A 25,121-nucleotide genomic window follows, 5' to 3' on the forward strand; every position below is an offset into this window, starting at 1 on the left:
CGGGGAGCAGTGAGGCATGACGACGCCCGAGCAGTCCATCGCGATCGAGATCGACGGCAGCCCGGTGTCTGGCGTGTACACGCGCCCCGACGCAGCCACGGCCACGATCGTCGTCGCGCACGGGGCGGGCGCGGGCTTGGAGCATCCGTTCATGTCGGGCTTCACGCGGGCGATGACCGGCCTCGGGTTCGCGACGCTCCGGTTCAACTTCCCCTACCGCGAGGCGGGTCGGCGCTTCCCCGACCGGCCGCCCGTCGCCATCGCGACCTGGCGCGCGGTGACGGATGCCGCCGCCGCGCGCGCTGCGGCCGCCGGAAGCCCGGGTGAGCCGATCTGGGCGTCGGGCAAGTCGTTCGGCGGGCGCATGGCGTCGATGGCCGTCGCCGACGGGATGCCGGCCGCCGGCCTCGTGTACCTCGGCTACCCGCTGCACCCGCCCGGCAGCCCCGAGAAGGCCCGCGACGAGCACCTTCCGGGCATCACCGTTCCGATTCTGTTCCTGCAGGGTCGCAACGACCCCTTCGCGATCCCGAACGAGCAGCTCGACGAGGTCGTGGCCCGCATCGGTCCCACGGCGACCCTGCAGTGGATCGAGAATGCGAATCACTCGTTCGAGGTGAAAGGGGCGAAACGCCCCGCCGCCGAGATCGGCGGAGGGCTCGCGATGCGCGTCGCGGAGTTCATCGGGGCCTACTCGCCGATCGAGTAGGGCGGCAGGGGCGGTGCAGAGACGCCGCCTCAGACCGCCTCGCCCGTGCCGCCGAACCGCAACGCCAGGGCGGCGCCGATCTGCCGGTGGCGGAGGAGGAAGGCGCGCTCGTCGAGCTTCTTGCGCCGGAGCCACGAGGTGACCTCGTCGTTGCACTTGCTGGCATTGCACGACCCGCAGGCCGGCGCGATGTTGTCGAGGGTGTAGCGCCCGCCGCGCGAGATCGGCAGGATGCAGTCGCGCTGCAGCGGCTTGTCGGCCACGCCGCAATACGCGCAGCCGTTCCATTCCGCCTTGAGCGCGGCCCACTGCTCGTCGCTCAGGTCGTGGGTCATCCGCGCCATCCGACGCGTGCGTCGTCGTGCGTAGGTGGCCTTGCGGCTCCGTTTGACCGCCATGGCGCCAGACTAGCGGCGCGCTTCGCTCACTTGCCGGCGTACGCGCCGACGCGTTCGCCGGCGCCGACGTAGGCGGCGAGGTGGGTCGCGGTGAGGGTCGCGGCATCGGTCGCCGCCGACGCGACGAGATCGGCGGGCGTGCCCTCGAACACGATGCGGCCGCCGTCGTGGCCGGCGCCGGGGCCGAGGTCGACGATCCAGTCGGCGTGCGCCATGACGGCCTGGTGGTGCTCGATGACGATGACGGTGTTGCCGTCGTCGACGAGCCGGTCGAGCAGTGCGAGCAGCTTGTCGACGTCGGCCAGGTGCAGGCCCGACGTCGGCTCGTCGAGCACGTAGATCGAGCCCTTCTTCGCCATGTTGATCGCGAGCTTCAGGCGCTGGCGCTCGCCGCCCGAGAGCGTGTTGAGCGATTGGCCGAGTCCGAGGTAGCCGATGCCGACATCGCTGAGCCGCTGCAGCACGGCACGCGCGGGCTTCTCCTCGAAGAACTCGAGGGCCGCGTCGACGGGCATGTCGAGCACCTCGCTGATGTTCTTGCCGCGCAGCGTGTACTCGAGCACCTCGGCCGTGTAGCGCTTGCCGCCGCACTCCTCGCAGACGCTCGCGACACCCGCCATCATGGCGAGGTCGGTGAAGACGAGGCCGATGCCCTTGCAGTTCGGGCAGGCACCCGCCGAGTTCGCGCTGAAGAGGGCCGGCTTCACGCCGTTCGCCTTCGCGAACGCGGTGCGGATCGTGTCGAGGAGCCCGGTGTACGTCGCCGGGTTCGAGCGACGCGAGCCGCGGATCGGCGCCTGGTCGACGACCACGACGTTGTCGTGCTGGGGCACGTTGCCGTGGATGAGGGAGGACTTGCCGGAGCCCGCGACCCCCGTGACGACGGTGAGCACGCCGAGCGGCAGGTCGACGTCGACGCCCGTCAGGTTGTGCTGGCGGGCATCGCGGATGGACAGGTGGCCGGATGCCTCGCGCACGGTGTCGCGCAGCGCGGCACGGTGATCGAGGTGACGCCCGGTGAGCGTGTCGGAGGCGCGCAGCCCGGCGACGTCGCCTTCGAAGCAGATGGTGCCGCCGGCACGCCCGGCGCCCGGCCCCAGGTCGACGATGTGGTCTGCGATCTCGATGACCTCGGGCTTGTGCTCGACGACGAGCACGGTGTTGCCCTTGTCGCGCAGGCGCACGAGCAGTTCGTTCATGCGCTGGATGTCGTGCGGGTGCAGGCCGACGGTGGGCTCGTCGAACACGTAGGTGATGTCGGTCAGGCTCGACCCGAGGTGACGGATCATCTTCACGCGCTGCCCCTCACCGCCCGAGAGGGTGCCCGACGTGCGGTCGAGGCTGAGGTAGCCGAGTCCGATCTCGACGAACGAGTCGATCGTCTCCTTCAGCGACGCGACGAGCGGGCCGATGGCGGGGTCGTGCAGGTCTTCGAGCCACACGGCGAGGTCGGAGATCTGCATGGCCGAGGCATCCGCGATGTTGATGCCCTTGATCTTCGACGACAGTGCCTCTTGGTTGAGGCGCGAGCCGCCGCACTCGGGGCAGGCCGTGAAGGTCACGGCCCGGTCGACGAACGCGCGGATGTGCGGCTGCATCGCGTCGCGGTCTTTGGAGAGCAGGCTCTTCTGCACCTTCGACACGAGCCCCTCGTAGCTCATGTTGATGCCCTGCACCTTGACCTTGACGCCCTCTTTGTAGAGGAAGTCGTGCAGTTCTTGCTCGGTGTAGTCGCGGATCTTCTTGTCGGGGTCGAGGAACCCGGACTCGCTGTAGATGCGCACCATCCAGCCGTCGGCCGTGTAGCCGGGAATCGTGATGGCACCCTCGGCGAGCGACTTGTCGCGGTCGAAGAGCTCGTCGAGGTCGATGTCGTTGACCTCGCCCATGCCCTCGCAACGCGGGCACATGCCCGCGGGCAGGTTGAAGCTGAAGTGGAAGCTCGGACCGATGTAGGGCTGGCCGAGGCGCGAGAAGATGATGCGCAGCATCGCGGCAGCGTCGGTCGCCGTGCCGACGGTCGAGCGGGAGTTCGCGCCCATGCGCTCTTGGTCGACGATGATCGCGGCCGAGATGTTGCGCAGGCTGTCGACCTCGGGCCGTGACGGCGAGGCCATGAACGTCTGCAGGAACGCCGAGTACGTCTCGTTGATGAGCCGCTGCGACTCGGCCGCGATCGTGCCGAAGACGAGCGACGACTTGCCCGAGCCGGACACGCCCGTGAACACGGTGAGCCGGCGCTTCGGGATGTCGAGCGAGACGTCTTTCAGGTTGTTCTCACGGGCGCCGCGCACCTCGATGAGGTCGTGGGTGTCGGCGATGTGCTCGGTCGCGGTCATTCGGCTGCTCCCCTTCTTCGCGAGCCGGCGTTGCCCGCAACTCATGATTCTTGCACCCACGGGCGACATCGAGGAGAGAGCGGATGCCCCGTGCTCGGCGTTCCCCCGCGGGATTCTCGGGCCGCATCCCGGCGTGCGCGCGTACGCTGTGCGCATGCACGAGACGCGCCGGCGCACGCGGCGGTGGCTGCTGCCCTCGGCGGCCGGCGTGGCATCCGTCGCCTTCGGTGCCGGGGTCGGCCAACTCGCGGCCGCCGTGCTCGCGCCCGCGGCGAGTCCGTTCGTCGTCGTCGGGGCCTCGCTCATCGACCTGGCACCGCCGTGGGCCAAGGACGCCGCGATCGCCCTGTTCGGGACCGCCGACAAGGCCGCCCTCCTCATCGGCATCGGGCTCGTGCTGCTCGCCCTGGCCGGCGCGGCCGGGGTGCTCGAGGTGCGCCGTCCGCCCCTCGGACGCGTGCTCATCGGACTCTTCGGCGTCGTCGGGGCGGTCGCGGCGTCGACTCGTGCGAATGCGTCGATGCTGTCGCCGGCGCCCTCGGCGATCGCGGCGATCGCGGGCGTGCTGGCCTTGATGTTCCTCGTGCGGCGGCTGCCGGCGGCGGACGCCCCGGCCGACGAGACCCCTCCGGTGACCGATGCTGCGAGCGACCGTCCTCCAGGAGGCGTCGACCGGCGGCGCTTCCTCGCCTGGGCGGGCGGCGCGACGGCACTCGGCGTGCTCGCCGCGCTCGGCGGCTCTGCCCTGCAGGCCGGAGCCCGAGCCGTCACGGCAGTGCGCGAGGCGATCACCCTGCCGAAGCCGACCACGACGGCTGCGGTGCCCGCGGGCGCCGAGCTCGGCATCGACGGGCTCGCCCCGGTCGTCACGCCGAACGGCGAGTTCTACCGCATCGACACCGCCCTCGCGGTGCCCGCCGTCGACCCGGGGACATGGAGCCTGCGCATCCACGGCATGGTCGACCGCGAGGTGACGCTCACATGGGACGAGCTGCTCGCCCTCCCCCTCGCCGAGAGCATCACCACGCTCGCATGCGTGTCGAACGAGGTCGGCGGCGGACTCATCGGCAACGCGGTGTGGCTCGGGTACCCGATCCGCGAGTTGCTCGCACGCGCGGGGCCGGCCGCCGACGCCGACATGGTGCTCTCCCGCAGCGCCGACGGCTTCACGGCGGGCACTCCGATCGACGCGCTCACCGACGATCGCGACTCGATCCTCGCGGTGGGCATGAACGGCGAGCCGCTGCCCGTCGAGCACGGGTTCCCCGTGCGCATGGTCGTGCCCGGCCTCTACGGGTACGTGTCGGCGACGAAGTGGGTGGTCGACCTCGAGGTGACCCGGTTCGACGAGGCATCCGCCTACTGGACCGACCGCGGCTGGAGCGAACGGGGCCCCGTGAAGCTCTCGTCTCGCATCGACGTGCCGCGCTCGGGCCAATCGCTCGCGGCCGGCCCGATCGTGGTCGCCGGCGTCGCGTGGCACCAGCACGTGGGCGTCAAGGGCGTCGAGGTGCAGGTCGACGACGGGCAGTGGCAGGACGCGACGCTCGCGACCGCCATCTCCGACGACACGTGGGTGCAGTGGCGCTTCGAGTGGGACGCGACATCCGGCGATCACACCCTGCGCGTGCGCGCGACCGGGGCCGACGGCGACGTGCAGACGTCGAAGCGCCAGGGCGTCGTGCCCGACGGCGCGACGGGCCTGCACGAGCGCACCGTCTCGGTCGATTGAGCGGATGCCGCGGCGCGACCCGTGCTCGTCGGCGCCACGCTCTCACATGACGCCGACGAGCGCCGTCGCTCAGTGCTTGGGCGGCTTGGGCCCGTTGGTCGCCGTGAGCGCCGTTCGCAGCTCGCGCTCCGCGCCGGCGGTGTCCGTCACGAGCACGACGAGTTCGTAGTCGCCGGCCCTCGTCTTCGCCGGCAGCGTCGCCGTGATGGTCGCCGTGCCGTCCGCCTCGGCTGACGTCGCGCCCAGATGGATCAACGTCGAGCCCGAGGCGAGTTCGGCGCGAACCTCGGCGCCCGGCTGCGCGCCGGTGACCTGGAGTTCGAATGCACGCCCCTTGCGCACGAACGACGGCGCGTCGCCATCGATCGTGACGCCGAGCTCGGTGATCGCGACCTCGGTCGTGACGACGTCGCTCACGTGCCCGAGCCGGTCGACGCCGCGTGCCTGGATGACGTGCTCTCCGGGCTCGGCGATGACGAGCGATTCGCCGTTCCAGGCCGCCCACACGCCGTCGTCGACGCGGTACTCGACACGTTCGACGCCGATTCCGGCATCGGATGTCTCGAACCGCACCTCGACGGGCTCAGCGGGTGTGCCGCCGGCGAGGGCGACGATCTCGACCTCGGGTGCGAGCGTGTCGACCCGCAGGATCCCGTATCCCTTGACGGAAACGTCGCCCACCTTCGCCCGGTAGTCGATGCGCACCTCCCCCTGTTCCTCGATCGACACGGCGCCGCCGTCGGGGAGCTCGGTCCACGGGCCGTCGTTCAACCGGTACTCGCCGCCATCGGCCGTTCCCGCCGTGCCATGCGCGGTGATCGTGACGGCCGGCGCGGTCACGTACCAGCCATCGGCACCGTCGGGCGCGGCCGGCTCCGCGCGCGCGGTCAGTGCCGCGCGTGGCTCCGCGATGGATGGAATCGTCAGCTCGAACAGGCTGAGGTACGGGCTGAGATTCTTCGCGGTGACCGTGACCCGCACGTGGCGTGCCGTGACGGGTTCGAACGTGACCGAATCGGTGCGAGCCCCGGCTGGAAGGTTCTGGCGGGTCGCAACGGTCTGCCAGCTCGTGCCATCGAGCGAGGTCTCGACGGTGAACGACTTCGCCGAGGCGGCCTCCCACGCGAGTTCGATCGTGTCGAAGGGCTCGGCCGCGCCGAGGTCGACCGCGATCCAGGGCGCGGCGCTGTAGTCGGCCGACCATCGGGTCGCGTCGTTGCCGTCGATCGCGAGACTCGGCGGGAACGACGGCGCCTCGGTGCCCGAGGCGGTCGCGGTGGCCGAGGCCGTCAACGGCAGCGGGGAGAACACGGCCGCCCGCCATGCGGAGAGGTCCGCGCCATCCGCGCTCCGGATGTCGGTGACGGCGACGAGACGCGCGGTCGCCGCGCCGAGTTGCACGCTCGTCGTGTCGCCGTCGACGTCGTCGGCGATGCGCTGCCAGAAGGTGCCGTCCTCCGAGACCTCGACGTCGAAGCTCGCCGGTGCCGGTGCCGCCCAGTCGACCTCGATGCGGCCGGCCGGTTGCGCCGTGCCGAGATCCAGTGAGAACCGTGCGGTGTCCTCCGAGGTCGCCCAGCGCGTGAGTTCACGCCCGTCGACGAGCGCACCCGCTGGGGTGCCGTCGTTGCTCGCAGTTGCCGTCACCGCGGATCCCAGGCTGATCTCGCCGGCGGCCGGGACGCCGCTCGACTGTTCGATCACCGTGAGGTCGGGTCCGCGGCCGATCTGCGCGAGGACGTCGGTGAACGCCGCGTAGGAGGCGGTCGGGGGCGCGGAGTTCCAGGTCTTCTGCGCGATCACCGGGAACGAGTCACGCATGAGCCCGTGCACGTCGAGCTCGGTGTAGTCCTGGTGCACGAGGTCGTTCCAGACCGCGAACATCGCGCCCTCGGGCGCGCCGGCGGGCACGACCTCGGTCGAGCCCAGCTTGTTCGGCAACCACGAGTTGTAGAGTCCCTGATTGTTCAGGCCGTGCCCGTGGTAATAGCCCGCGAACGGCACGACGTAGAGATCGCCGTCGTTGGTGTTGATGTAGTCGTAGCCATCGGCCTCGGCCGTCGCCATGCCGTACCAGCCGTTGTTCCAGCTGTTGATGGTGACATCCTGGTCGTAGCCCTCGGCCGAGCCGTGCATCACCGACATGCTGCCCCACGCGCGGGGGTGCTTTCCGTGCGACCGCACGTGCGCCGCCATGTCGTTGAAGAAGGTGCGGTAGTCGTCGGCGAGGTGCCGCGGGTACTCGTCGGCTCCGAAGTGCACGTCGGGTCCCTCGAACCACGGGATGAACTCGTCGAAGACCGCCTTGATGGTCGCGGTGGTCTCCGGCTCGGAGAGGTCGAGGTGGTCGGAGTCGCCACCGTTGAACCCGAGTTCCGGCTTCCAGCGGATGAAGGAACGCGAATGGGCCGGCACGTCGATCTCGGGGATCATCTGCACGGCATGCGAGGACGCCGTGTCCTCGAAGCTCTGCCAGTCATCGCGATCGTAGGCGCCGTCCTCCGACGCGAGTCCGGCGAACGCCGGATTCTCCGTCTGCAGGCGGAACCCGTCGTACGCGTCGACCCAGCCGCCCGCGGGGCGTTGGATCTCATTGTCGTTCAGGTGGATCTGGAACTGGTTGAGCTTGTACCAGCTCATCATCGTGATGTAGTCACGAACGAACGCGGGCGTGAAGAAGCGGCGGCCGACGTCGAGCATGAAGCCGCGCACCTCGTGGCTCGGCCAGTCGAACGACTCGCCGACCGGCACGGTGTCGCGACCGGGTGACTGCATCAGCGCCTGCAGCACGGTACGGGTGCCGTAGAACGCGCCGTCGCTCGTGGGTGCGCTGACGTCGAGCCCCTCCGCGGTGACCTCCAGCAGGTAGCCCTCTTCGTCGAAGCGCACCCCGCCGGCCTCGTGGGCGAGGTCGGGGTCGAGCTCGAGCACGAGATCGCCGGGCCCGGCATCCGCGCCGATGAGGACCTCGGCGCGCAGGCCGGTGATCGAGGCGAGGTCGGCCGCGAACTGGTCGGCGACCTCTTCGAGCTCGGCATCGGCGACGATGCGGCTCGAGGTGCTCAGCGCGAACGTGCCGTCGCCCCCGGTCCACGATTGCAAGGCGGGAATGATCGTGGGAGCCGGGTTGGCAGCGGCATGGGCCGCTGGTGGGGGCGCGGCCGTGAGTGCTGCGGCTACGCTGATCGCCATGAGGGCTCCGGCCCAACGTGTGCGGCGGTCGACTGAGAGTGGTGCGGACATGGCTCTCCTCGTTGAGATGTACGTTGGCGCTCCGTCGAGCTGAGTCAGACCAGCACACGACTATAGTGAGTGACTATACAAAGATCGGAACGGGAGAGCAATGGCTGGACGCGTGGAGGTTCCCGGCGCCGACCGCCCGCGCCCCCCGGCCGCCGGGGCTCGCGGTCGAACCTGGCTCGCGCGCGGCGGCCAGTTCGAGACGCAGGCCGCGGTGCGCCAGGAGAACCTGCAGCGCGTGCTGCAGCACGTGCTCCGCGACACCGGGGCGGTGACGAGGGCCTCCATAGCCAGGGCGACCGGCCTCACCTCTGCCACGATCTCATCACTCGTCTCGGAGCTCATCGAGCTGGGCCTGGTGGCCGACGGCGACCACGCGGAGAGCACCGGCGGCAAGCGAGCGACGATCCTCCACGTCGACCGTTCGGCGTACGCCGTCGTCGCGGTCGTGGTGCGCGCACGCTCGCTCCGAGTGGGCCTGCTCGATCTCACGGGGGCGACGGTCGCCGAGACGACGAGGTCGTTCGCGCAGGCGCCGTCGGTCGACGACGTCGTGCAGGGCGTTCGCGAACTCGCCGCCGGTGCGCAGCGGCGACTCATCGCCATCGGCGTCCAGGTGCCCGGCACGTCCGATCAGGGTGTGGTCATCGAGAGCGTCCAGCTCGGCTGGCACGGCGTCCGCGTCGCGGAGCTCATCGAAGCGGCCCTCGACGTTCCCGCCTTCGTGCTGAACGATGCCGACGCCGAAGCGCTGGCCGAGGCCGCCCTCGAGCGCGAGCCCGTAGCCGAGCGCCTCCTCGTCCACCTCGGCGAGGGCGTCGGCTCGGCCCTGACCATCGGTGGGGTGCTCGTGCAGGGCTACTCGGGTCGCGCCGGCGAGATCGGCCACGTGCGGGTCGTCTTCGAGGGCAGCCGCGACTTCTGCCGGTGCGGATTGAGCGGCTGCCTCGAGTCGACGGCGTCGATGACGGCGATGCTCGGCGACGCGTTCCACGACGAACTCGACGACGCGTCGATCCAGCTGTTGGCTGCGGCGCGGGGGTCCTCCGATCGCATGGCCCTCGGCGCCCGGGCGCTCTCGCGCGCGCTCCGCATGCTGTCCGCCATGCTCGACCCCGAGGAGATCCTCATCGGCGGCGCGGCCCCGGCCCTCGGCGGGGTGTACCTGTCGATGCTCCACGACGAGTTCGAGATGTACCCCGCCATCGGCACCCGGCCCGTCCGCATCCGGTACACCCGTACCGGCCGGATCCCGTTCATCGGCGCCGCGCAGTTCGCGCTCCGTTCCGAGCTCGGCGTCTCCTGGAGCGCCCCCGAGGCGCTGCAGCCCGCGGTGATCGAGAACTCGACTCCGCACGCGTCGGCGCCGGGTCAGCGCGCGGTGTAGCCGCCGTCGACGAGGTGGTAGCTGCCGGTGATGAAGCTCGCCGCGTCGCTCGCGAGGAACGCCACGAGGTGGGCGACCTCATCGGCCTCGCCGAGGCGCCCGAGCGGATGCATGCCCACGAGGAAGGCCTGCGCATCGGCGTCGAGGTTCTCGTCGATGAGCGGGGTCTTGATGAAGCCCGGTCCGACCGAATTCACGCGTACGCCGTGCTCGGCGTACTCGAGCGCCGCGTTCTTCGTGAGGCCGACCACGCCGTGCTTGGCCGTGACGTACGCGGCGGAGTTCGCGAATCCGACGCTGCCGAGAATCGATGCGACGTTCACGATCGCACCGCCGCCGTTCGCCGCGATCGCGGGCAGCTGCAGCTTCATTCCTCGGTAGATCGAGTTGAGGTTCACATCGATGACCTTGGCCCAGCTGTCCTCGGGGTACTCGCCGATGGGCGCGGAGACGCCGCTGATGCCGGCGTTGTTCACGGCGATCCGCAGCGGGGCGAGGGCGTTGGCGGCCCGCACCGATGCGTCGATCCAGGCCTCGTCGGTGACGTCGCCGACGGATGCCTCGGCCCGGCCTCCGGCATCGGTGATCTCTGTGACGACGGATGCCGCATGGTCGCCGTTCAGGTCGTTGACGACGACGACGGCGCCGCTCTCGGCGAGCCGCACCGCGATCGCCCGCCCGATGCCGCTGCCGGCTCCCGTGACGATGGCCGACCGGTCGGCGACGTCGTACACAGCCATGATGGATCCCCTCTCGTCGTCGAGTCGCGTCCCGTGACGCGGCAACGATCGATTCCACGGTACGCCGGGGTTTCGCACCGCACGGCCCGGGTTGACGTCAGAGCCGTGGCGTGCGTGGCGGCGGGGTGCGGCGCGAGCCCGTCGCCTCGAACGCCGCGGCGAGCACGAGCAGGTCCGCGTCGTCGTAGGCGCGTCCGGCGAAGGTGAGGCCCACCGGCATCCGGATGTCGCGCATCGTGCCCATGGGCACCGTGACGGTCGGGATGCCGAGGTGCCGCGGCACGAGGTTGCCGTTCGCGACCCACACGCCGTTGCGCCAGCCGAGATCCGCGGATGCCTCGTCGACGTCCATGTCGGCGGGGCCGACGTCGGCGACGGCGGGGAAGACGACGGCGTCGAGACCGAGCCCGTCCATCCACTCCTCGAGGTCGACGACCCGGGTCTCCTCGAGGCCGAGGATGCCCTCCTCGAGTTCGGGGATGTCGATGAGCGCGGTGAGCGGGTGCGAGCGCGCCCATTCGGGGTACTCGGCGATGTCGTCGTCGAACCCGGTGTAGCGGTCGGGGAGCGCGCCCTCGGGGTGCGGGAAGATGCGCGACCCGTCGACGTCGGCGAGCGCATGCAGGGCGGGGTCGCCGTTCGCGTCGAGGAAGTCGTTCCACGCCCACGCCGACAGGTCGAAGATCTCGTGGTGCAGGTACTCGGGGCTCACGATTCCGCGTGTCGCGATCGTGGGCGCGCCGGGGCGGTCTCCCTCGTAGTTCGAGACGACCGGGAAGTCGACCTCGACCACCTCGGCACCGGCGGCCTCGAGATCGCGGCGCGCGGCGTCCCAGAGGTCGATGACGGATGCCCGGGTGTCGATGCGCTGCCCGGTCGATCCCCCGATGCCGGGGGTGCGGCCGGGCTCGGCGGTGCCGGCTTCGGGATCGGCGTTGATGTACATGCGCGGGACGCCGAAGCGCTTGCCCGCGAGCGCGGCGGCCGGCGTCGCGGAGGCCTTGCCCCTGAGGAGCTCGACGTACGACCGGGGCCGCACCTCCGACGCAGGAGGGATCGACACCCACGGCTGCACGCGCCAGAAGTCGCCGCGGGTCTCGTCGTCGTCGGCGACGATGACGTCGAGCACCTCGAGCAGGTCGGCCATGCTCCGGGTGTGCGGCACCACGACGTCCATCGTGGGAACCAGGGGCCAGTTGCCGCGCACCGAGATCACGCCGCGCGACGGGGTGTATGCGCAGAGCGCGTTGTTCGAGGCCGGCGCGCGGCCCGACGACCACGTCTCCTCGCCGAGGCCGAACGCCGCGAAGCTCGCCGCGGTCGCGGTGCCCGAGCCGTTCGACGAGCCCGAGCCGAACGCGGCCGTGAGGTACTCGGCGTTGTACGGGCTCTCGGCGCGGCCGTAGACGCCGCGCTGCATGCCGCCGTTCGCCATGGGCGGCATGTTCGTGAGCCCGAGGAGCACGGCGCCTGCTCCGCGCAACCGCTCGATCGTGAACGCGTCGCGCTGGGCGACGAGGTGCTCGAACGCGGGCGATCCGGCGGCGGCGGTGAGGCCGCGGGCGAGGTAACTGTCTTTGGCGGTGTAAGGGATTCCGTCGAGCGGAGAGAGGGTCTCGCCCCGTGCCCGCCGCTCGTCGGACCCGCGCGCATCGGCGAGCGCCTCGGGGTTCATCACGACGAGCGCGTTCAGCGCGGTCGGCGTGCCGGGCCGGTCGTACGCCTCGATGCGGGCGAGGTACGCCTCGACGAGCTCGACGCTCGTGACCCGGCCCGACTCGAGCGCCGCACGCAGCTCGGCGATCGACGCCTCGACGACGTCGAACCGCGGGCGGTCGCCGCTCATCGCGCGCCCGCCGCCGGTGCGAGCAGCGGCTGCTGCTGCGTGATGCAGTGGATGCCGCCGCCGCGCGCGAAGATCGGACGAGCGTCGACGGTGACGACCCGTCGACCCGGGTAGGCCGCTGCGAGGATCTCGCGCGCCGCGGCATCCGCTCGCTCCTCGCCGAAGCCGCACGCGATCACGCCGTCGTTGACGACGAGGTGGTTGACGTAGCTCCAGTCGACGAATCCCTCGTGGTCGCGGAGCGTCTCGGGCGCGGGCAGGTCGACGATGTCCCATGGCCGGCCCGCGGCATCCGTCGTCTCCGCAAGCAACGCGCGGAGCTCGCGCGTCACCTCGAAGTCGGGGTGCTCGGGGTTGCCCTGCGCGTGCAGCAGCAACCGCCCGGGCGACGGGATCGTCGCGACGATGTCGACGTGCCCGTTCGTGCCGAAGTCGTCGTAGTCGCGGGTGAGGCCGCGTGGCAGCCACACCGCATGCGTCGAGCCGATCGTGCGGGCGAGCTCGGCCTCGACACGCGCGCGGTCGGCGTAGGGGTTGCGGTTCGGGTCGAGCTGCACGGTCTCGGTGAGGAGCACCGTGCCCTCGCCGTCGACGTGGATGCCGCCGCCCTCGTTCACGAGCACCGAGTTCACGAGCTCTGCGCCGACGCGCGCCGCCACGAACCGGGCGATCTCGGCCGCCTTGCGCCATTCCGCCCAGGCCGGCGCGCCCCAGCCGTTGAAGATCCAGTCGACCGCGCCGAGCACGCCGGGCCGCTCGTCGTCGACGACGAAGGTCGGGCCGAAGTCGCGCATCCAGAACTCGTCGAGCGGTGCTTCGACGAGCTCGATCTCGGAGCCCAGCATGCGGCGCGCTCGCTCGAGCTCGCTCGGGTCGACCACCATCGTGAGCGGCTCGAACGCGGCGACGGCGTGGGCGACGGCGGTCCAGGCGGCGTAGCCCTCCTCGCGCTCGGCGGCCTCGGTGCCGAGGGTCAGCCCCTCACGCGGGAACGCCATCCAGGTGCGCTCGTGCGGTGCGGTCTCGGCGGGCATGCGCCAGCTCATGCGGGAACCTCCAGGTCGCGGTGAGCGGATGCCGCGGCATCCGTCGTCTCATCATGGCCCTCGGATGCCGCGGAGTCACCGACGGCGACCGATGCGGCGGAATGGGGGCCGACGCCTGTCGCGGCATCCGTCGCCGCTGGACGCGCGGCCGGGTCGCGGTACGGGCGCGTCGTGAGCCAGAGCCCCGCGTAGAGACCGCCCGCGACGAGCGGGCCCACGATGGCCGAGAGGTCGGCGCCGCCGAGCGCCGCGGCGATGGGACCGACGTAGAGGGTCGTGTTGGCCGAGAGCGCCGCGACCGTCGTCGCGACGAGCATCGCGATGACGCCGGGCCAGAACGCCCCGCCGTGGTACCAGAACGGGCTGCCGCGACGCTCGTCGGTGAGCGCCCGGCCGTCGTAGCGGTTGCGCCGCAGCAGGATGTCGACGGCGTAGACCGCGACCAGGGGCCCGAGCACGGTGACGGCGAGCTCGAGCGAGGCGTTCAGCGTGTCGAGGAAGCTCGGCGCGATGAACACGAACCAGCCGGCGGCGGCGGTGGCGACGACGCCAGTGATGATGACCGTCGCCGCACGCGAGACGCGGAATCCGAGGCCCTGTGCGTAGAGGCCGGTCGAGTACGCGACGAGCACGTTGTTCGTGATGCTCGACAGCACGATCATCGCGAGGAAGATCGGCGTGAACCATCCGGGCACGATCTCCGCGATCGTGAGCTGCGGGTCGGTCATGTCGATCGCGGTGCCCGCGACGACGCCGAGGGTGCCGATGACGATCGCGGGGACGAACCCGCCGAGGGCGGTCCACCAGGCGACGGCGCGCTTCGAGACATCCGCCGGCAGGTAGCGGGCGTAGTCGGCGCCCGTGCCCCACGACAGCGGGCTCGACGCGACGATCGCGAAGCCGAGCAGGAGCATCGCCCAGTGCTCGGCGGGCGCCATCGGCACCGGCGCGTAGCTGAAGTCGGCCGCGCCGAACACGAACACGGCGAGCACGATGAAGACGACGGCGAGCGCGGCGGAGAAGTACGGTGCGAGCTTCAGGATCGTCGCGTGCCCGTAGACACCGATGACGAAGCTGAGCCCGGCGACGACGACGAGCACCGCCCACTCCGCTCCCGCCGGAAGCTCGATGCCGAATCCGGCGAGGAGCGCGAGCGCGGCGAGGGTGGCGAAGGCGATGTTGATGATCTCGTAGAAGATGCCGATCGCGACCCCGAGGCCGGCACCGAAGACGCGGCTGCCTCGAACGCCGAACATGGCACGCATGACCGCGACGCTCGGCGTGCCCGAGGCCGGGCCGCTGATCGCGAGGAGGCCCACGACCGCCCACCAGAGGTTGCCGAGCACGGTGATGAGCAGCGCCTCCCAGAGCGAGAGGCCGAGGAGCATGAGCACCCCGCCGATGACGAAGTAGAGGTAGATGACGTTCGCCGACATCCACACCCAGAAGAGCTCGCGCGGGCGGCCGTGGCGCTCGGAGGCGGGGATGTGGTCGGCGCCGTGGGTCTCGACGTGGCCGGCGCGGTCGGTGCCGGGGCTCGCATCGGTGGCCTGGCGGTCGATGGCTTCGTTGCGCATGAGTGGACTCTCTCGACATGATCGGGGACTCGATCTACTATTGATCACACGATCAATAAGATGGAGCGACGTTACCTACACTGAGGTCACCATGTCAAGACCCACGCGCAAGAAGGCCGCCCGCAAATCCCCCGCGCAGCGTGCCGTCGAGATCGCGGATGCCGCGAGCTCCCTCGCGCTCGAGCAAGGTCTCACCGCCGTCACGCTCCGGGCGATCGCCGCTCGCATCGACGTCGCGCCCGCCCTCGTGGCCCACTACGAGCCCAACATGGACTCGCTCGTCGCAACGACCTTCGCGAGGATCGTGGCCTCCGAGATCGAGGAGGTCGACGACCTGCTCGCCGAACTGCCGACGCCGACCGCTCGCATGGCCGCCCTCATCGACACCCTCCTCGACGGCACACGTGACGACGTCACCGTCGTGTGGGTCGAGGCATGGGGACTCGGACGCCGCAACGACGCACTCGCGGCATCCGTCCGTGAACAGATGGACGCGTGGCAGGCGATCGTGCAGGGCGTCGTCGAGGAGGGAATCGCGAGCGGCGAGTTCGAGACGCCGGATGCCGCGACCGTCGCATGGCAGCTCCTCGGAATGATCGACGGGCTCAATGCGCAGGCGCTCGTGCGCTGGGGTGACGCGAGCGCACGCGGCTCCCTCATCGGACACGCGCTCGAGGGCATGCTGGGGCTCGCGCGCGGGAGCCTCGAGCGGGACGAACTCGCTCACGGGGGCGCTCGGCCGAACGCCCCGCGTAACTCAGGAGAAGAGGAGGCACACCCTCGCCACAGCGAGGCTGCATCCTCTTCTCCTGCGTCAGGCTGACCACGCCGGCGTTGCGCTTCGTATCGGCGCGATGGCGGCGCGATGTCGGCGGCGCGATGTCGGCGGCGCCCGCTACGGTGAACACGGATCGACGGAAGGGAGCCACGATGTACCTGGTCGACGGTTCCGTCGTCACGAGCGCGAGCGACCTGAAGAAGGCGTCGGAGTGCGAGTTCGCCTTCCTGCGCGCGCTCGACGCGAAGCTCGGCCGCATCGATCCGGTGCCCGACCCCGAAGACGCGATGCTCGAGCGTTCGGGCCGCCTCGGCGACCAGCACGAGCTCCGGGTGCTCGACGTCTACCGCGAGGCGCTCGGCGACGGGGTCGTCGAGATCGCGCGACCCGACGTGCGCGACCAGGGCGCCGTCGCCGCCGCCGTCGAGGCCACGCAGGCCGCCTTCGCGGCCGGTGCGCCGGTGGTCTTCCAGGCCACGTTCGCCGACGAGGGCTTCATCGGCTTCGCCGACTTCATCGTGCGCCAGCCCGACGGCCGCTACCTCGTGCAAGACTCCAAGCTCGCGCGGCGGGCCCGGGTCACCGCACTCCTGCAGCTCGCCGCATACGCCCAGCAGCTCGAGCGCACGGGCGTGCCGTGCGCCGAGACCGTCGAGCTGCTCCTCGGCGACGGCACCACGAGCGTGCACCGCCTCGCCGACATCGCCCCCGTCTACCGCCTTCGCCGCGCCCGTCTCGAGCAGATCGTCGCCGAGCGCCTGGCTGAAGACGGGCCCGTCGCGTGGGGCGACCCCCGCTACGAGCTCGACGGCCGCTGCCCCACGTGCGACCTCGAGGTGCAGGCGCATCGCGACGTGCTGCTCGTGGCCGGGCTCCGCGTCACCCAGCGCATCGCGCTGTTCGAGGCCGGCATCACGACGATCGACGCGCTCGCGGCATCCGAGGGCCCGATTCCCGGCATCCTCGACGCGACCGTCGAAGGGCTCCGCCTCCAGGCCCGACTGCAGCTCGAGGCCGAGGCCAGTGAAGCCGTCGAGATCGCCCTCGCCGAGTCGGGATTGAGCACGCGCTCCCCCGATGACCCGCCGCTCCCGCCGCCGGTGGTCGTGCGCGACGCCGCCTCGCTCGCCGCGATCCCCGAGCCCGACGCCGGCGACCTCTTCTTCGACTTCGAGGGCGATCCGCTCTACACCGAGGGCGCGGCATCCGACTGGGGGCTCGACTACCTGTTCGGCATGGTCGACACCGCCGAACAGTTCACGCCGCTGTGGGCGCATTCCTTCGCCGAAGAGCGCGTGGCGCTCGAGCAGTTCCTCGAGCTCGTCGCGCTGCGGCGTGCGGCGCACCCGAACATGCACATCTACCACTACGCGAGCTACGAGCGCACCCACCTGCTGACCATGGCCGCCCGGCACGGCGTCGGCGAGGCCGCGGTCGACCAGCTGCTCGCCGATGGCGTCTTCGTCGACCTCTACCCCGTCGTGAAGCGCGCGGTGCGCGTCGGCAGCCGCTCATACTCGATCAAGAAGCTCGAGCCGCTCTACATGGGCACCGAGCTGCGCGAGGCCGAGGTGAAATCGGGCGGCGACTCGATCCTCGAATACGTGCGGGCGCGCGAGCTCGCGGCCACCGGCGAGGTCGACCCAGCGACCGGGCTCGCGGGTGCGGCCGCCGCCCAGCACGTGCTCGACGACCTCGCCGACTACAACCGCTACGACTGCGTCTCGACGCTTCGGCTACGCGACTGGCTGCTCGGCCTCGCCCGCGACGCGGGCGTCGAGCCGGTGCCCGAGTCGCTCCTCGTCGAGGCGGCCAAGGCCGCCGGCAAGGTCTACGAGCCGTCGCCGCTCGCACTGCACCTGCAGGCGATCGCCGGGCCGCCCGACGATCCCGACCGTGACGCCGACCACACCGCACTCGCACTCGCCGCTGCCGCCATCGACTACCACGATCGCGAGGCGAAGAGCTTCTGGTGGTCGCACTTCTTCCGCATCGAGCAGCCCCTCGAGGCCTGGGAAGACCACCGCGACGTGCTCGTCGTCGACCCCGCCGCATCCGTCGTCGTACAGCGCTGGTACCGCGAAGACCAGCACCGGGTCGACCGGCGCCACCTCATGCTGCGGGGGCGGGTCGCACCGGGGTCGCGATTCAGCGTCGGCAGCGAGCTCTTCCTCCTCTACGAGCCGCCCGCGCCGTTCCCCCGGCAGGGCCTGCGGCCGGGCTCGCGCACCCAGAACTCCGCGCGCGTGCTCGAGGTGCTCGCCGACGGCGTGATCGTCGAAGAGCGCAGTGTGGCGGGCGTCACCTGGAGCGAGTTGCCGATGGCGGTCGTGCCCGGCACGCCGCCACCAGCCGGCCGCCAGCACGACGCCATCCTCGAATGGGCGCAAGGCCTCGCGAACACGTTCCCCGCGGCGTGGCCGGCGAACCCCGCGGTCGACGTGCTGCGACGGGTGCCGCCACGCACGACGAGCGGCGCCGGCCTTGCCGCGCTCACCGCTGAGCACGACTACGTCGGCGCCGTCATCGCGTCGCTGCGGTCGCTCGACGACTCCTACCTCGCGGTGCAGGGGCCGCCCGGCACCGGCAAGACCTACGTGGCCTCGCGCGTCATCGCCGAGCTCGTCGGCCGGCATGCGTGGAAGATCGGCGTCGTGGCGCAATCCCACGCCGTCGTCGAGAACGTGCTCGACGCCGTGGTCGCTGCCGGCCTCCACCCCGACCTCGTGGCGAAGGCGCCGAAAGACGCCCGCGAGCCGGGCCACCACGCGTACACGGCCATCGACAAGAACGGCGTCGCCGACTACACCTCCGCGCACGCGGCATCCGGATTCGTCGTCGGCGGCACCGCCTGGGACTTCTCCAACACCGACCGCCTGCCCCGCGGCTCGCTCGACCTCCTCGTCATCGACGAGGCCGGCCAGTTCTCGCTGGCGTCGACCATCGCGAGTTCTGTGGCCGCGCGCAACCTGCTGCTGCTCGGCGACCCGCAGCAGCTGCCGCAAGTGAGCCAGGGCAACCACCCCGAGCCCATCGACACCTCCGCCCTCGGCTGGATCGCCGACGGCCACGACGTGCTGCCCGCCGAGTTCGGGTACTTCCTCGCCGAGAGCCGGCGCATGCACCCCGCCGTGGCCGGGCCCGTCTCGCACCTGTCGTACGAGGGCGAGCTGCGCTCGCATCCCGTCGCGGCGCAGCGCTCGCTCGACGGGGTCGCGCCCGGACTCACCGCCGTGCCGGTCGAGCACGCCGGCAACACGACGGCCTCGGCCGAAGAGGCGCTCGCCGTCGTCGAGCTGGCCACGTCGCTGCTCGGCCGCGACTGGGTCGAGGCGGTCGATCCGAGCGGGGCGACGGATGCCGCCGCATCCAGCCGGCCCCGGCCGCTCGGGCAACGCGACCTCATCGTCGTGACTCCCTTACAACGCGCAACTCACGGTCGTGCGCGCCGCGCTCGACGCCGCCAGGCTCACCGAGGTGCCGGTGGGCACCGTCGACAAGTTCCAAGGTCAAGAGGCCGTCGTGGCCATCGTGTCGCTCGCCGCGTCGTCGGCCGCCGCGGCGCCGCGCGGCGTGGAGTTCCTCCTGCTGAAGAACCGGCTCAACGTCGCGATCTCCCGCGCCAAGTGGGCCGCGTACCTCATCTACTCCCCCGGCCTGCTCGACACCCTGCCCCGCACGCCCGAGGGCGTCGCGCAGCTGAGCGCGTTCATCCGGCTCGTCGGCGGCGAGGCACGCGTCGCCGTTCCCGCGTCGGTGGAGTAGCGCCCCGGTGCAGCGCGTCAGGCGTCGGCGAGCTTCGCCACGATGCCGTCGATGCGTCGCTGGCGGGTCTCGGCGGCCTTCGCGCCCTCGACGGCGGTGACGTGCGCCTTGCGTGCGCTCGGTGACAACGCGTCGAACGCGGTGCGGGCGCCCGGCGACCCGTCGAGCGCCGCCCCGAGGTCGGCGGGCACCTCGACGGTGCGCGGCGCCGTGTCGAGCTCCACGTCGACCACGATCGGGTCGCCGCCGCCGATGCCCGTCGCGGCACGCTTGTCGGAACTGAACGAGATCATGTACTTGCCGCCCATCACCGCGACGGTGTTGCGGTACTCGAAGCCGTTCACGTTGACGACGACCGGCGGCTTCCTGCCCGCGCCGAGTGCCTCGATCACCTCGGGCGGCACCTCGATGCCCGTGTTGTTGCCGACCTGGGACATCGTCGTCTCGAATCGCATCGCTCGAGTCTGCCACTCCACACCCATGCTGGGAATACCACACAGGGTCTCTACGTACGTTAGGGGTATGACTTCCCCCGCAGCATCCGACCGCTACCCTGCCCGCATCACGATGTACGGCGCCGCTTGGTGCAGCGACTGCCGTCGTTCGAAGGCGCTGCTCGACCGGCGCGACATCGACTACGACTACGTCGACCTCGAGGCGGTCATCGACGGCGCCGACCGCGCCAAGGCGATCAGCGGTCGCACGCAGATCCCAGTGGTGGTGTTCCCCGACGGCACGCACTTCACCGAGCCGACCGATGCCGAGCTCGCCGCCAAGCTCGACGAGGCCGTCGCCGCGTAGCCCGCGAGCGAGGTGACCGGCGTCCCGCACCGCCCGGCGGCGGGCGGCCGCGGCCGGCGGTCTGTCGGGCGGCGTAACAATCGTGCGCCGTGGCCTCGCCCGGCGTAGAACTGAGGCATGCCCTCGACTCGCGCTGCGAAGCACGGCGTACGCCGCTCCGCGAGACGCGGCATGCCCCAGGCAGCCCGGGCCTCCGCCCGCACGCAGGGTCTCCGATGACGCTCACCCGCCTGCTGCCGACGCTCCGGCGCTCGATCCCCGATCCGATCGACGCCGACCTCTGGCCGCACGCGAGCGTCCCCACCACGACCGACGTGCGGGTCGACGGCGTGTCACTCGTGCGCCTCGCCGACGTGTTCGGCACGCCCGCGGTGCACGTCGGACGCGCCGCCGAACCGGGCACGCACGGTCGCACCGCATCGGATGCCGCGCACGCGGGCGTCGTCGTGGTGCGCGTCGTCGAGGCATCCGTCGGCGCCCGCGGCCGCTCGGTCACGATCGATGCCGAGCTCGACGAACTCGCCCCCGCCTGGCAGGAGGCCCGGCTCATCGGACGCGCATCGGTCGCCCGTCCGGCTTCGACCATGCTGGTCACCACGAGCGGACGCACCGCGCCCGCCTCGCTCGACCTGCCCGCCGATCTCGGCGAAGGCGACCTGCTCGCGTTGCCCTACCCGGTCGCGGCGATCACGGATGCTCCGGAGCCCGCCGTCACCGGCCGCTGACTCGCCTCACGCGTTGACGACGTCTCCGTCGCCGCACTCCGCTCGCCCTCTACTGGTCAGCAGAGCGCCTTTCGGGTGCCCCAGAAGGCGCTCGACTGACCAGCGGATGCCGGTGCGGCGCCGACGGCGCCGCCACGCCGCGGCGCGCAGAAGCGGGGCGGGCTCCGGAAGCCTCGGAACCCGCCCCGCCGGCGCCCACCCCTCGAGGGCGCCCCCGCCTCAGTCGGCGGGCGCGAACGCGAGCACGGGCTCGCGAGCGTCGCCGAGCTCGAGCGTGTCGCTCGGTGCATCAGCCGAGGCGGCATCCGTCGACTGCGCGGCCGGCGCGCGGCGACCCCACACTGCGAACAGCACGAGCGCGATCGTCAGGAACGCCGTGCCGCCGAGCAGCGCCGCGGCGATGCCACGCGCCTCGCCGCCGCTCACGGTCACGGCGGCGAACACCGTCGTGAGGCCCGCGACGCCGATCGAGCCGCCGAGTTGCTGCATGCCCTGGAGGAGGCTCGAGGCCTGCCCCGTCTCGTCGGAGGGCGCCTGCGCCATCACGATCGACGTGATCGGCGCGAAGGTGAGGCCCGCGCCGAAGCCGAGCACGATCGCCGGGGCGAGGATGCCGGTGAGGAACGTGCTCGCGGTGCCGAGCTGCGCCATCCAGAGCATGCCGCCGGCGAGCAGCGTGAGTCCCGTCAGGGCGACGACCCGCTCGCCGAGGCGTGCGACGAAGCGCGGCGTGAACTGGTTCACGATGAGCATGCTGCCCACGAACGGCAGGAGCGCGAGTCCGGTGCCGAGCGGGTCGTAGCCGAGCACGTTCTGCGTGAAGAGCGTCGCGAAGTAGAAGAACCCGAACATGCCGGCGGGCACGAAGAGCATCGTCCAGAACGGCACTGCCGTGCGCGGCGCCCGGAAGTAGCGGAGCTGCACGACCGGGCTCGCGTGGCGCCGCTCGATGAGCACGAGGGCGACGAGCGAGACGGCGGCGATCGCGAACGCGGCGATCGTGTGGGGGTCGAGCCATCCGGATTCCGCGGCGACCGTGAACCCGTAGACGAGCGCGACCATCGCGAGCGTCGACGTCAGCGCGCCGCCGAAGTCGAGACGGGCGCTGCTCCGCTTCGTCTCGCGGAGGAACGCGAACGCGCCGGCCACGATGACGAGGCCGATCGGCACGTTGACGAACATCACCCATTCCCAGCCGAGGCTCGTGGTGAGCACACCGCCGAGGATCAGTCCGATGGCACCGCCCGAGCCGGCGGCGAGCACGAAGAGCGACATCGCGCGATTGCGCTGCGGCCCGGGCACCGTGTTCGCCATGAGCAGCACGAGGGTCGACGGGGCGGCGAGCGCGGCGCCGATGCCCTGCAGCACGCGTGCGGTGACGAGCATCTCGGGGTTCACGGCGAAGCCGCCGAGCGCGGATGCCGCGATGAAGACGACCGTGCCGATGATGAGCGCTCGCCGCGCCCCGATCATCGAGCCGATGCGGCCGCTGAGGAGGATGAGGCCGGCGAACGCGAGCGCGTAGGACGTGACGACCCACGAGAGATTCGTGGCGGTGAAGCCGAGCTCGGCCTGGATGTGGGGGAGCGCGACGTTCACGATGCTGGCGTCGACGACGAGCATGAGCTGGGTGACGAACACGACGATGAGGCCGAGCAGGGTGCGGCCCGTGAGCCTGGTGGAGAGTGGTGCGATGTCGATGGGTGGGGCTGCGCTCATTGAGTGGTGCTCCTGGTCTCGCTGAGATAGTGTGGATATCCGGAGAGAGTCTCCCCTTGTCGAATGACAATACGGAGACAGTCTCCGCTTTGTCAACACCTGGTCGAGAATCGACCCGTGGGAGGAACAGTGAGCGTCGAAGCCGCCGCACCGTCGCGGCCCATGCGCGCCGACGCACGGCGCAACTACGAGGCCATCGTGCGAGTCGCCGGCGAGGCGTTCGCCGAGCACGGCACGCACGCCTCACTCGATGACATCGCGTGTCGCGCGGGCGTCGGCCCCGGCACGCTCTACCGCCACTTCCCCAACCGCGACTGCCTGCTCGAGGCGGCGCTCGTCGAGAGCCGCTACAAGCTGCAGGAGCTCGGCGCCCGCCTGCTCGAGGCGGATGACGCCGGCGCAGCCCTCGACGAGTGGATGCTCGCCCTCGCCCGTCACGCGAACACCTGGGACGGCCTCGCCGACTCGATCGCGCAGTCGCTCAGCAACGAGAAGTCGCCCCTCGGAGCCTCGTGCGGCACGCTCGTCGACGCCACCGCCCGCCTGCTCGAGCAGGCGAGGCACCAGGGCGCAGTGACGGCGGATGTCACGGCGCGCGACCTCTTCGTCATGTCGGGCTCGCTCGCCTGGGCGGCCGACCGCGCCGCGCGCGGCAGCGGCGAAGACGAGCTGCCGCGGCTGCTCGCCCTGCTCATGCGCGGCATCCGCTAGCGAGCCACCAGCCGTCACACCCGCGCCGGCTCAGGGTCACCTCGCCACCGGATGTACCCGGCGGACCTACCGCAGCGCGGGCGCGACCTCGGCGGCGAAGAGCTCGAGCCCCGAGCGATCGTAGGCTGCCTCGGGGAAGTAGTGGATCGAGTACCCCAGCCCGAGCTCGCGGCGCTCGGCGAGCTTCGCCGCCACCTGCGACGGGGTGCCGACGGCCGCGGTCGGCCCATGCAGATCCGCCATGTACCTCGCCATCTTCTCCGCGCCGAGGAAGGGCGCGAGTCGCGCCTCGATCGCGTCGAGGCGGCGCGCGACATCCGCGTCATCCGTGCCGATCACGGTGTTGAAGTTCGACGACCGCGTGATCGAGGAGAAGTCGCGGCCGAGTCGCTCGCAGTGGCCGCGCAGCACCTCGCTCTTGTGGGCGAACTCCTCGGTGGTGCCGGTGAAGTTCGTGTACGACGCGTACTTCGCGGCGATGTTGAGGGTGACCTTCTCGCCGCCGCCGGCGATCCAGAAGGGGATGCCGCCGGGCTGCAGCGGCTGCGGCTGCACGATCGCGCCGTCGACCTGGTAGTGCTCGCCGTCGAGCGTCGCGGCACCCGTCGTCCACGCCTGGTGCATGATCTCGACGCCTTCACGGAGGCGGCCGAGACGCTCGGGAATCGGCGGGAACCCGTATCCGTAGGCGCGCCACTCGTGCTCGTACCAGCCACCGCCGATGCCCATCTCGACGCGCCCGCCCGAGATGACGTCGACCGTCGCGGCGACCTTCGCGAGGTAGGCGGGGTTGCGGTAGCTCATGCACGTGCACATCTGGCCGATGCGCACCCGCGAGGTCGAGGCGGCGTAGGCGGCCATGAGCGACCATGCCTCGTGGGTCGCCTCGGTCGCGCTCGGCACCGGCGTGGTGTGGAAGTGGTCGTAGACCCAGATCGACTCGAATGGGGAATCGGGGGCGTCGGCGTGCGCGGCGAGGCCGTTCATCACCGCCCAATGCTCCGACGGGTCGATGCCGACGAGGTCGTGACGCCAGCCTTGGGGGACGAACATTCCGAATCGCATGCGAGCAAGCCTACGTGCCGCGGCATCCGCTCGGAAAGCGCTTCCTGACGTGACACCCGAGACCTGAGCAAGGCTCGGGATCTCAGCGCCAGCCCTGAGGCCGCCGCGCCGCCTGCGGCGTAGCGTCGGCGCCATGAACGGTCAGCACTGCGTCTACACGGCCGCCTCGTTCGAGGCGACCGTCATCCAGACCATTGATACCCGCCTGATCCACGTCACCGGCGAGGGCGTCTGCCCCACACCCGGTTGGCGTCTCGAGCTCGTCGCCGCCAACCCGGGCGTCGTCCCGCACCCCGAGAGCCTGTGGCTCGAAGTGCGCGAGGTCCCGCCGGCGAACCCGCGCGCCCGGGTGCTCTTCGAGACCTCGGTCGAGGCCATGATCGAGGACGCCCACGCCGAAGAGGTCGTCATCCGCTTCCGCTGGCGCGAGGGCTTCGTGTTGCCGCTGCGCGAGCGCGCCACATCGGTGCGCGGCATCCGGACGCTGTCGGGCCGATAGCAGGCGAACCGATCGACGGATGCCCCGGCGCTGCGCCGCGGCAT

Annotated in this window: 19 protein-coding genes; 9 read left to right on the forward strand and 10 right to left on the reverse strand. The window is 71.2% G+C overall.

The window, feature by feature from the left end:
* Positions 1-16 precede the first annotated feature (16 nt).
* Positions 17-709: an alpha/beta hydrolase family protein gene (locus tag QFZ26_RS05845; RefSeq protein WP_307040146.1), complete on the forward strand. Its 693-nt coding sequence runs from the start codon at positions 17-19 to the stop codon at positions 707-709.
* Between the two features lie 29 nt (positions 710-738).
* Here QFZ26_RS05845 and QFZ26_RS05850 read toward each other — a convergent pair whose 3' ends face one another.
* Entirely contained in the window at positions 739-1,044 is a 306-nt protein-coding gene (locus QFZ26_RS05850; protein ID WP_307040148.1) for an HNH endonuclease, read from the reverse strand.
* Between the two features lie 89 nt (positions 1,045-1,133).
* Positions 1,134-3,446, reverse strand: a complete 2,313-nt coding sequence (locus QFZ26_RS05855) for an excinuclease ABC subunit UvrA (protein WP_307040150.1) — start codon at positions 3,444-3,446, stop codon at positions 1,134-1,136.
* Positions 3,447-3,600: 154 nt separating this feature from the next.
* Here QFZ26_RS05855 and QFZ26_RS05860 point away from each other — a divergent pair, with 154 nt between their 5' ends.
* Complete coding sequence (locus QFZ26_RS05860; protein WP_307040152.1) at positions 3,601-5,178, forward strand: molybdopterin-dependent oxidoreductase; 1,578 nt, start codon at positions 3,601-3,603, stop codon at positions 5,176-5,178.
* Positions 5,179-5,247: 69 nt separating this feature from the next.
* Here QFZ26_RS05860 and QFZ26_RS05865 read toward each other — a convergent pair whose 3' ends face one another.
* A complete protein-coding gene (locus QFZ26_RS05865; RefSeq protein ID WP_307040154.1) occupies positions 5,248-8,370 on the reverse strand; it encodes a discoidin domain-containing protein in 3,123 nt (1,040 codons plus the stop codon).
* Between the two features lie 151 nt (positions 8,371-8,521).
* Between QFZ26_RS05865 and QFZ26_RS05870 the strand changes: the two genes are divergently transcribed.
* Positions 8,522-9,805 carry an ROK family transcriptional regulator gene (locus QFZ26_RS05870; protein ID WP_307040156.1) on the forward strand — a complete coding sequence of 428 codons (1,284 nt, stop codon included), beginning with the start codon at positions 8,522-8,524 and terminating at the stop codon, positions 9,803-9,805.
* Here the strand turns inward: QFZ26_RS05870 and QFZ26_RS05875 are convergent.
* The 4 genes from QFZ26_RS05875 to QFZ26_RS05890 all read right to left on the reverse strand — a co-directional run bounded on the left by QFZ26_RS05875 (position 9,790) and on the right by QFZ26_RS05890 (position 15,014).
* Positions 9,790-10,545, reverse strand: coding sequence for an SDR family NAD(P)-dependent oxidoreductase (locus tag QFZ26_RS05875; protein ID WP_307040158.1), 756 nt, complete (start codon positions 10,543-10,545; stop codon positions 9,790-9,792). The two genes, QFZ26_RS05870 and QFZ26_RS05875, sit on opposite strands and share 16 nt — an antisense overlap.
* 97 nt (positions 10,546-10,642) lie before the next feature.
* Positions 10,643-12,391: an amidase gene (locus tag QFZ26_RS05880; protein WP_307040160.1), complete on the reverse strand. Its 1,749-nt coding sequence runs from the start codon at positions 12,389-12,391 to the stop codon at positions 10,643-10,645.
* On the reverse strand, positions 12,388-13,437 hold the full coding sequence (locus tag QFZ26_RS05885; protein WP_307040162.1) for an agmatine deiminase family protein: 1,050 nt from the start codon (positions 13,435-13,437) through the stop codon (positions 12,388-12,390). Before QFZ26_RS05885 ends, QFZ26_RS05880 begins: the two co-directional genes overlap by 4 nt.
* Positions 13,434-15,014: a purine-cytosine permease family protein gene (locus QFZ26_RS05890; protein ID WP_307040164.1), complete on the reverse strand. Its 1,581-nt coding sequence runs from the start codon at positions 15,012-15,014 to the stop codon at positions 13,434-13,436. Before QFZ26_RS05890 ends, QFZ26_RS05885 begins: the two co-directional genes overlap by 4 nt.
* A gap of 91 nt (positions 15,015-15,105) precedes the next feature.
* On the opposite strand from QFZ26_RS05890, the gene QFZ26_RS05895 reads away from it, so the two are divergent.
* On the forward strand, positions 15,106-15,837 hold the full coding sequence (locus tag QFZ26_RS05895) for a TetR/AcrR family transcriptional regulator (protein ID WP_307040166.1): 732 nt from the start codon (positions 15,106-15,108) through the stop codon (positions 15,835-15,837).
* Positions 15,838-15,944: 107 nt separating this feature from the next.
* Positions 15,945-19,682 carry a TM0106 family RecB-like putative nuclease gene (locus QFZ26_RS05900; RefSeq protein WP_444876237.1) on the forward strand — a complete coding sequence of 1,246 codons (3,738 nt, stop codon included), beginning with the start codon at positions 15,945-15,947 and terminating at the stop codon, positions 19,680-19,682.
* Here the strand turns inward: QFZ26_RS05900 and QFZ26_RS05910 are convergent.
* Positions 19,575-20,012 (reverse strand): YdeI/OmpD-associated family protein, encoded by a 438-nt coding sequence (locus QFZ26_RS05910; protein WP_307040167.1) that lies wholly within the window; start codon positions 20,010-20,012, stop codon positions 19,575-19,577. The genes QFZ26_RS05900 and QFZ26_RS05910 overlap by 108 nt on opposite strands.
* 67 nt (positions 20,013-20,079) lie before the next feature.
* On the opposite strand from QFZ26_RS05910, the gene QFZ26_RS05915 reads away from it, so the two are divergent.
* Together QFZ26_RS05915 and QFZ26_RS05920 are read left to right on the forward strand one after the other, a co-directional pair.
* Positions 20,080-20,358, forward strand: a complete 279-nt coding sequence (locus QFZ26_RS05915; RefSeq protein ID WP_307040168.1) for a glutaredoxin family protein — start codon at positions 20,080-20,082, stop codon at positions 20,356-20,358.
* Between the two features lie 215 nt (positions 20,359-20,573).
* A complete protein-coding gene (locus QFZ26_RS05920; RefSeq protein ID WP_307040169.1) occupies positions 20,574-21,083 on the forward strand; it encodes a hypothetical protein in 510 nt (169 codons plus the stop codon).
* A gap of 219 nt (positions 21,084-21,302) precedes the next feature.
* Here QFZ26_RS05920 and QFZ26_RS05925 read toward each other — a convergent pair whose 3' ends face one another.
* Positions 21,303-22,802, reverse strand: a complete 1,500-nt coding sequence (locus tag QFZ26_RS05925) for a DHA2 family efflux MFS transporter permease subunit (RefSeq protein ID WP_307040171.1) — start codon at positions 22,800-22,802, stop codon at positions 21,303-21,305.
* Positions 22,803-22,919: 117 nt separating this feature from the next.
* On the opposite strand from QFZ26_RS05925, the gene QFZ26_RS05930 reads away from it, so the two are divergent.
* Positions 22,920-23,513 (forward strand): TetR/AcrR family transcriptional regulator, encoded by a 594-nt coding sequence (locus QFZ26_RS05930; RefSeq protein WP_307040173.1) that lies wholly within the window; start codon positions 22,920-22,922, stop codon positions 23,511-23,513.
* 66 nt (positions 23,514-23,579) lie between these two features.
* On the opposite strand, the gene QFZ26_RS05935 is transcribed toward QFZ26_RS05930, so the two are convergent.
* A complete protein-coding gene (locus QFZ26_RS05935; RefSeq protein ID WP_307040174.1) occupies positions 23,580-24,578 on the reverse strand; it encodes an LLM class F420-dependent oxidoreductase in 999 nt (332 codons plus the stop codon).
* Positions 24,579-24,711: 133 nt separating this feature from the next.
* On the opposite strand from QFZ26_RS05935, the gene QFZ26_RS05940 reads away from it, so the two are divergent.
* A complete protein-coding gene (locus tag QFZ26_RS05940; protein ID WP_307040176.1) occupies positions 24,712-25,077 on the forward strand; it encodes a hypothetical protein in 366 nt (121 codons plus the stop codon).
* Positions 25,078-25,121 lie beyond the last annotated feature (44 nt).

Origin of the sequence: Agromyces ramosus (assembly GCF_030817175.1) — a bacterium.
Classification (GTDB): domain Bacteria; phylum Actinomycetota; class Actinomycetes; order Actinomycetales; family Microbacteriaceae; genus Agromyces; species Agromyces ramosus_A.

Coding starts and splice junctions, on each gene's coding strand:
- QFZ26_RS05845 (WP_307040146.1), top strand. CDS start 17: ATGACGACGCCCGAGCAGTCCATCGCGATCGAGATCGACGGCAGCCCG.
- QFZ26_RS05850 (WP_307040148.1), bottom strand. CDS start 1,044: ATGACCCACGACCTGAGCGACGAGCAGTGGGCCGCGCTCAAGGCGGAA.
- QFZ26_RS05855 (WP_307040150.1), bottom strand. CDS start 3,446: ATGACCGCGACCGAGCACATCGCCGACACCCACGACCTCATCGAGGTG.
- QFZ26_RS05860 (WP_307040152.1), top strand. CDS start 3,601: ATGCACGAGACGCGCCGGCGCACGCGGCGGTGGCTGCTGCCCTCGGCG.
- QFZ26_RS05865 (WP_307040154.1), bottom strand. CDS start 8,370: ATGGCGATCAGCGTAGCCGCAGCACTCACGGCCGCGCCCCCACCAGCG.
- QFZ26_RS05870 (WP_307040156.1), top strand. CDS start 8,522: ATGGCTGGACGCGTGGAGGTTCCCGGCGCCGACCGCCCGCGCCCCCCG.
- QFZ26_RS05875 (WP_307040158.1), bottom strand. CDS start 10,545: ATGGCTGTGTACGACGTCGCCGACCGGTCGGCCATCGTCACGGGAGCC.
- QFZ26_RS05880 (WP_307040160.1), bottom strand. CDS start 12,391: ATGAGCGGCGACCGCCCGCGGTTCGACGTCGTCGAGGCGTCGATCGCC.
- QFZ26_RS05885 (WP_307040162.1), bottom strand. CDS start 13,437: ATGAGCTGGCGCATGCCCGCCGAGACCGCACCGCACGAGCGCACCTGG.
- QFZ26_RS05890 (WP_307040164.1), bottom strand. CDS start 15,014: ATGCGCAACGAAGCCATCGACCGCCAGGCCACCGATGCGAGCCCCGGC.
- QFZ26_RS05895 (WP_307040166.1), top strand. CDS start 15,106: ATGTCAAGACCCACGCGCAAGAAGGCCGCCCGCAAATCCCCCGCGCAG.
- QFZ26_RS05900 (WP_444876237.1), top strand. CDS start 15,945: ATGTACCTGGTCGACGGTTCCGTCGTCACGAGCGCGAGCGACCTGAAG.
- QFZ26_RS05910 (WP_307040167.1), bottom strand. CDS start 20,012: ATGCGATTCGAGACGACGATGTCCCAGGTCGGCAACAACACGGGCATC.
- QFZ26_RS05915 (WP_307040168.1), top strand. CDS start 20,080: ATGACTTCCCCCGCAGCATCCGACCGCTACCCTGCCCGCATCACGATG.
- QFZ26_RS05920 (WP_307040169.1), top strand. CDS start 20,574: ATGACGCTCACCCGCCTGCTGCCGACGCTCCGGCGCTCGATCCCCGAT.
- QFZ26_RS05925 (WP_307040171.1), bottom strand. CDS start 22,802: ATGAGCGCAGCCCCACCCATCGACATCGCACCACTCTCCACCAGGCTC.
- QFZ26_RS05935 (WP_307040174.1), bottom strand. CDS start 24,578: ATGCGATTCGGAATGTTCGTCCCCCAAGGCTGGCGTCACGACCTCGTC.
- QFZ26_RS05940 (WP_307040176.1), top strand. CDS start 24,712: ATGAACGGTCAGCACTGCGTCTACACGGCCGCCTCGTTCGAGGCGACC.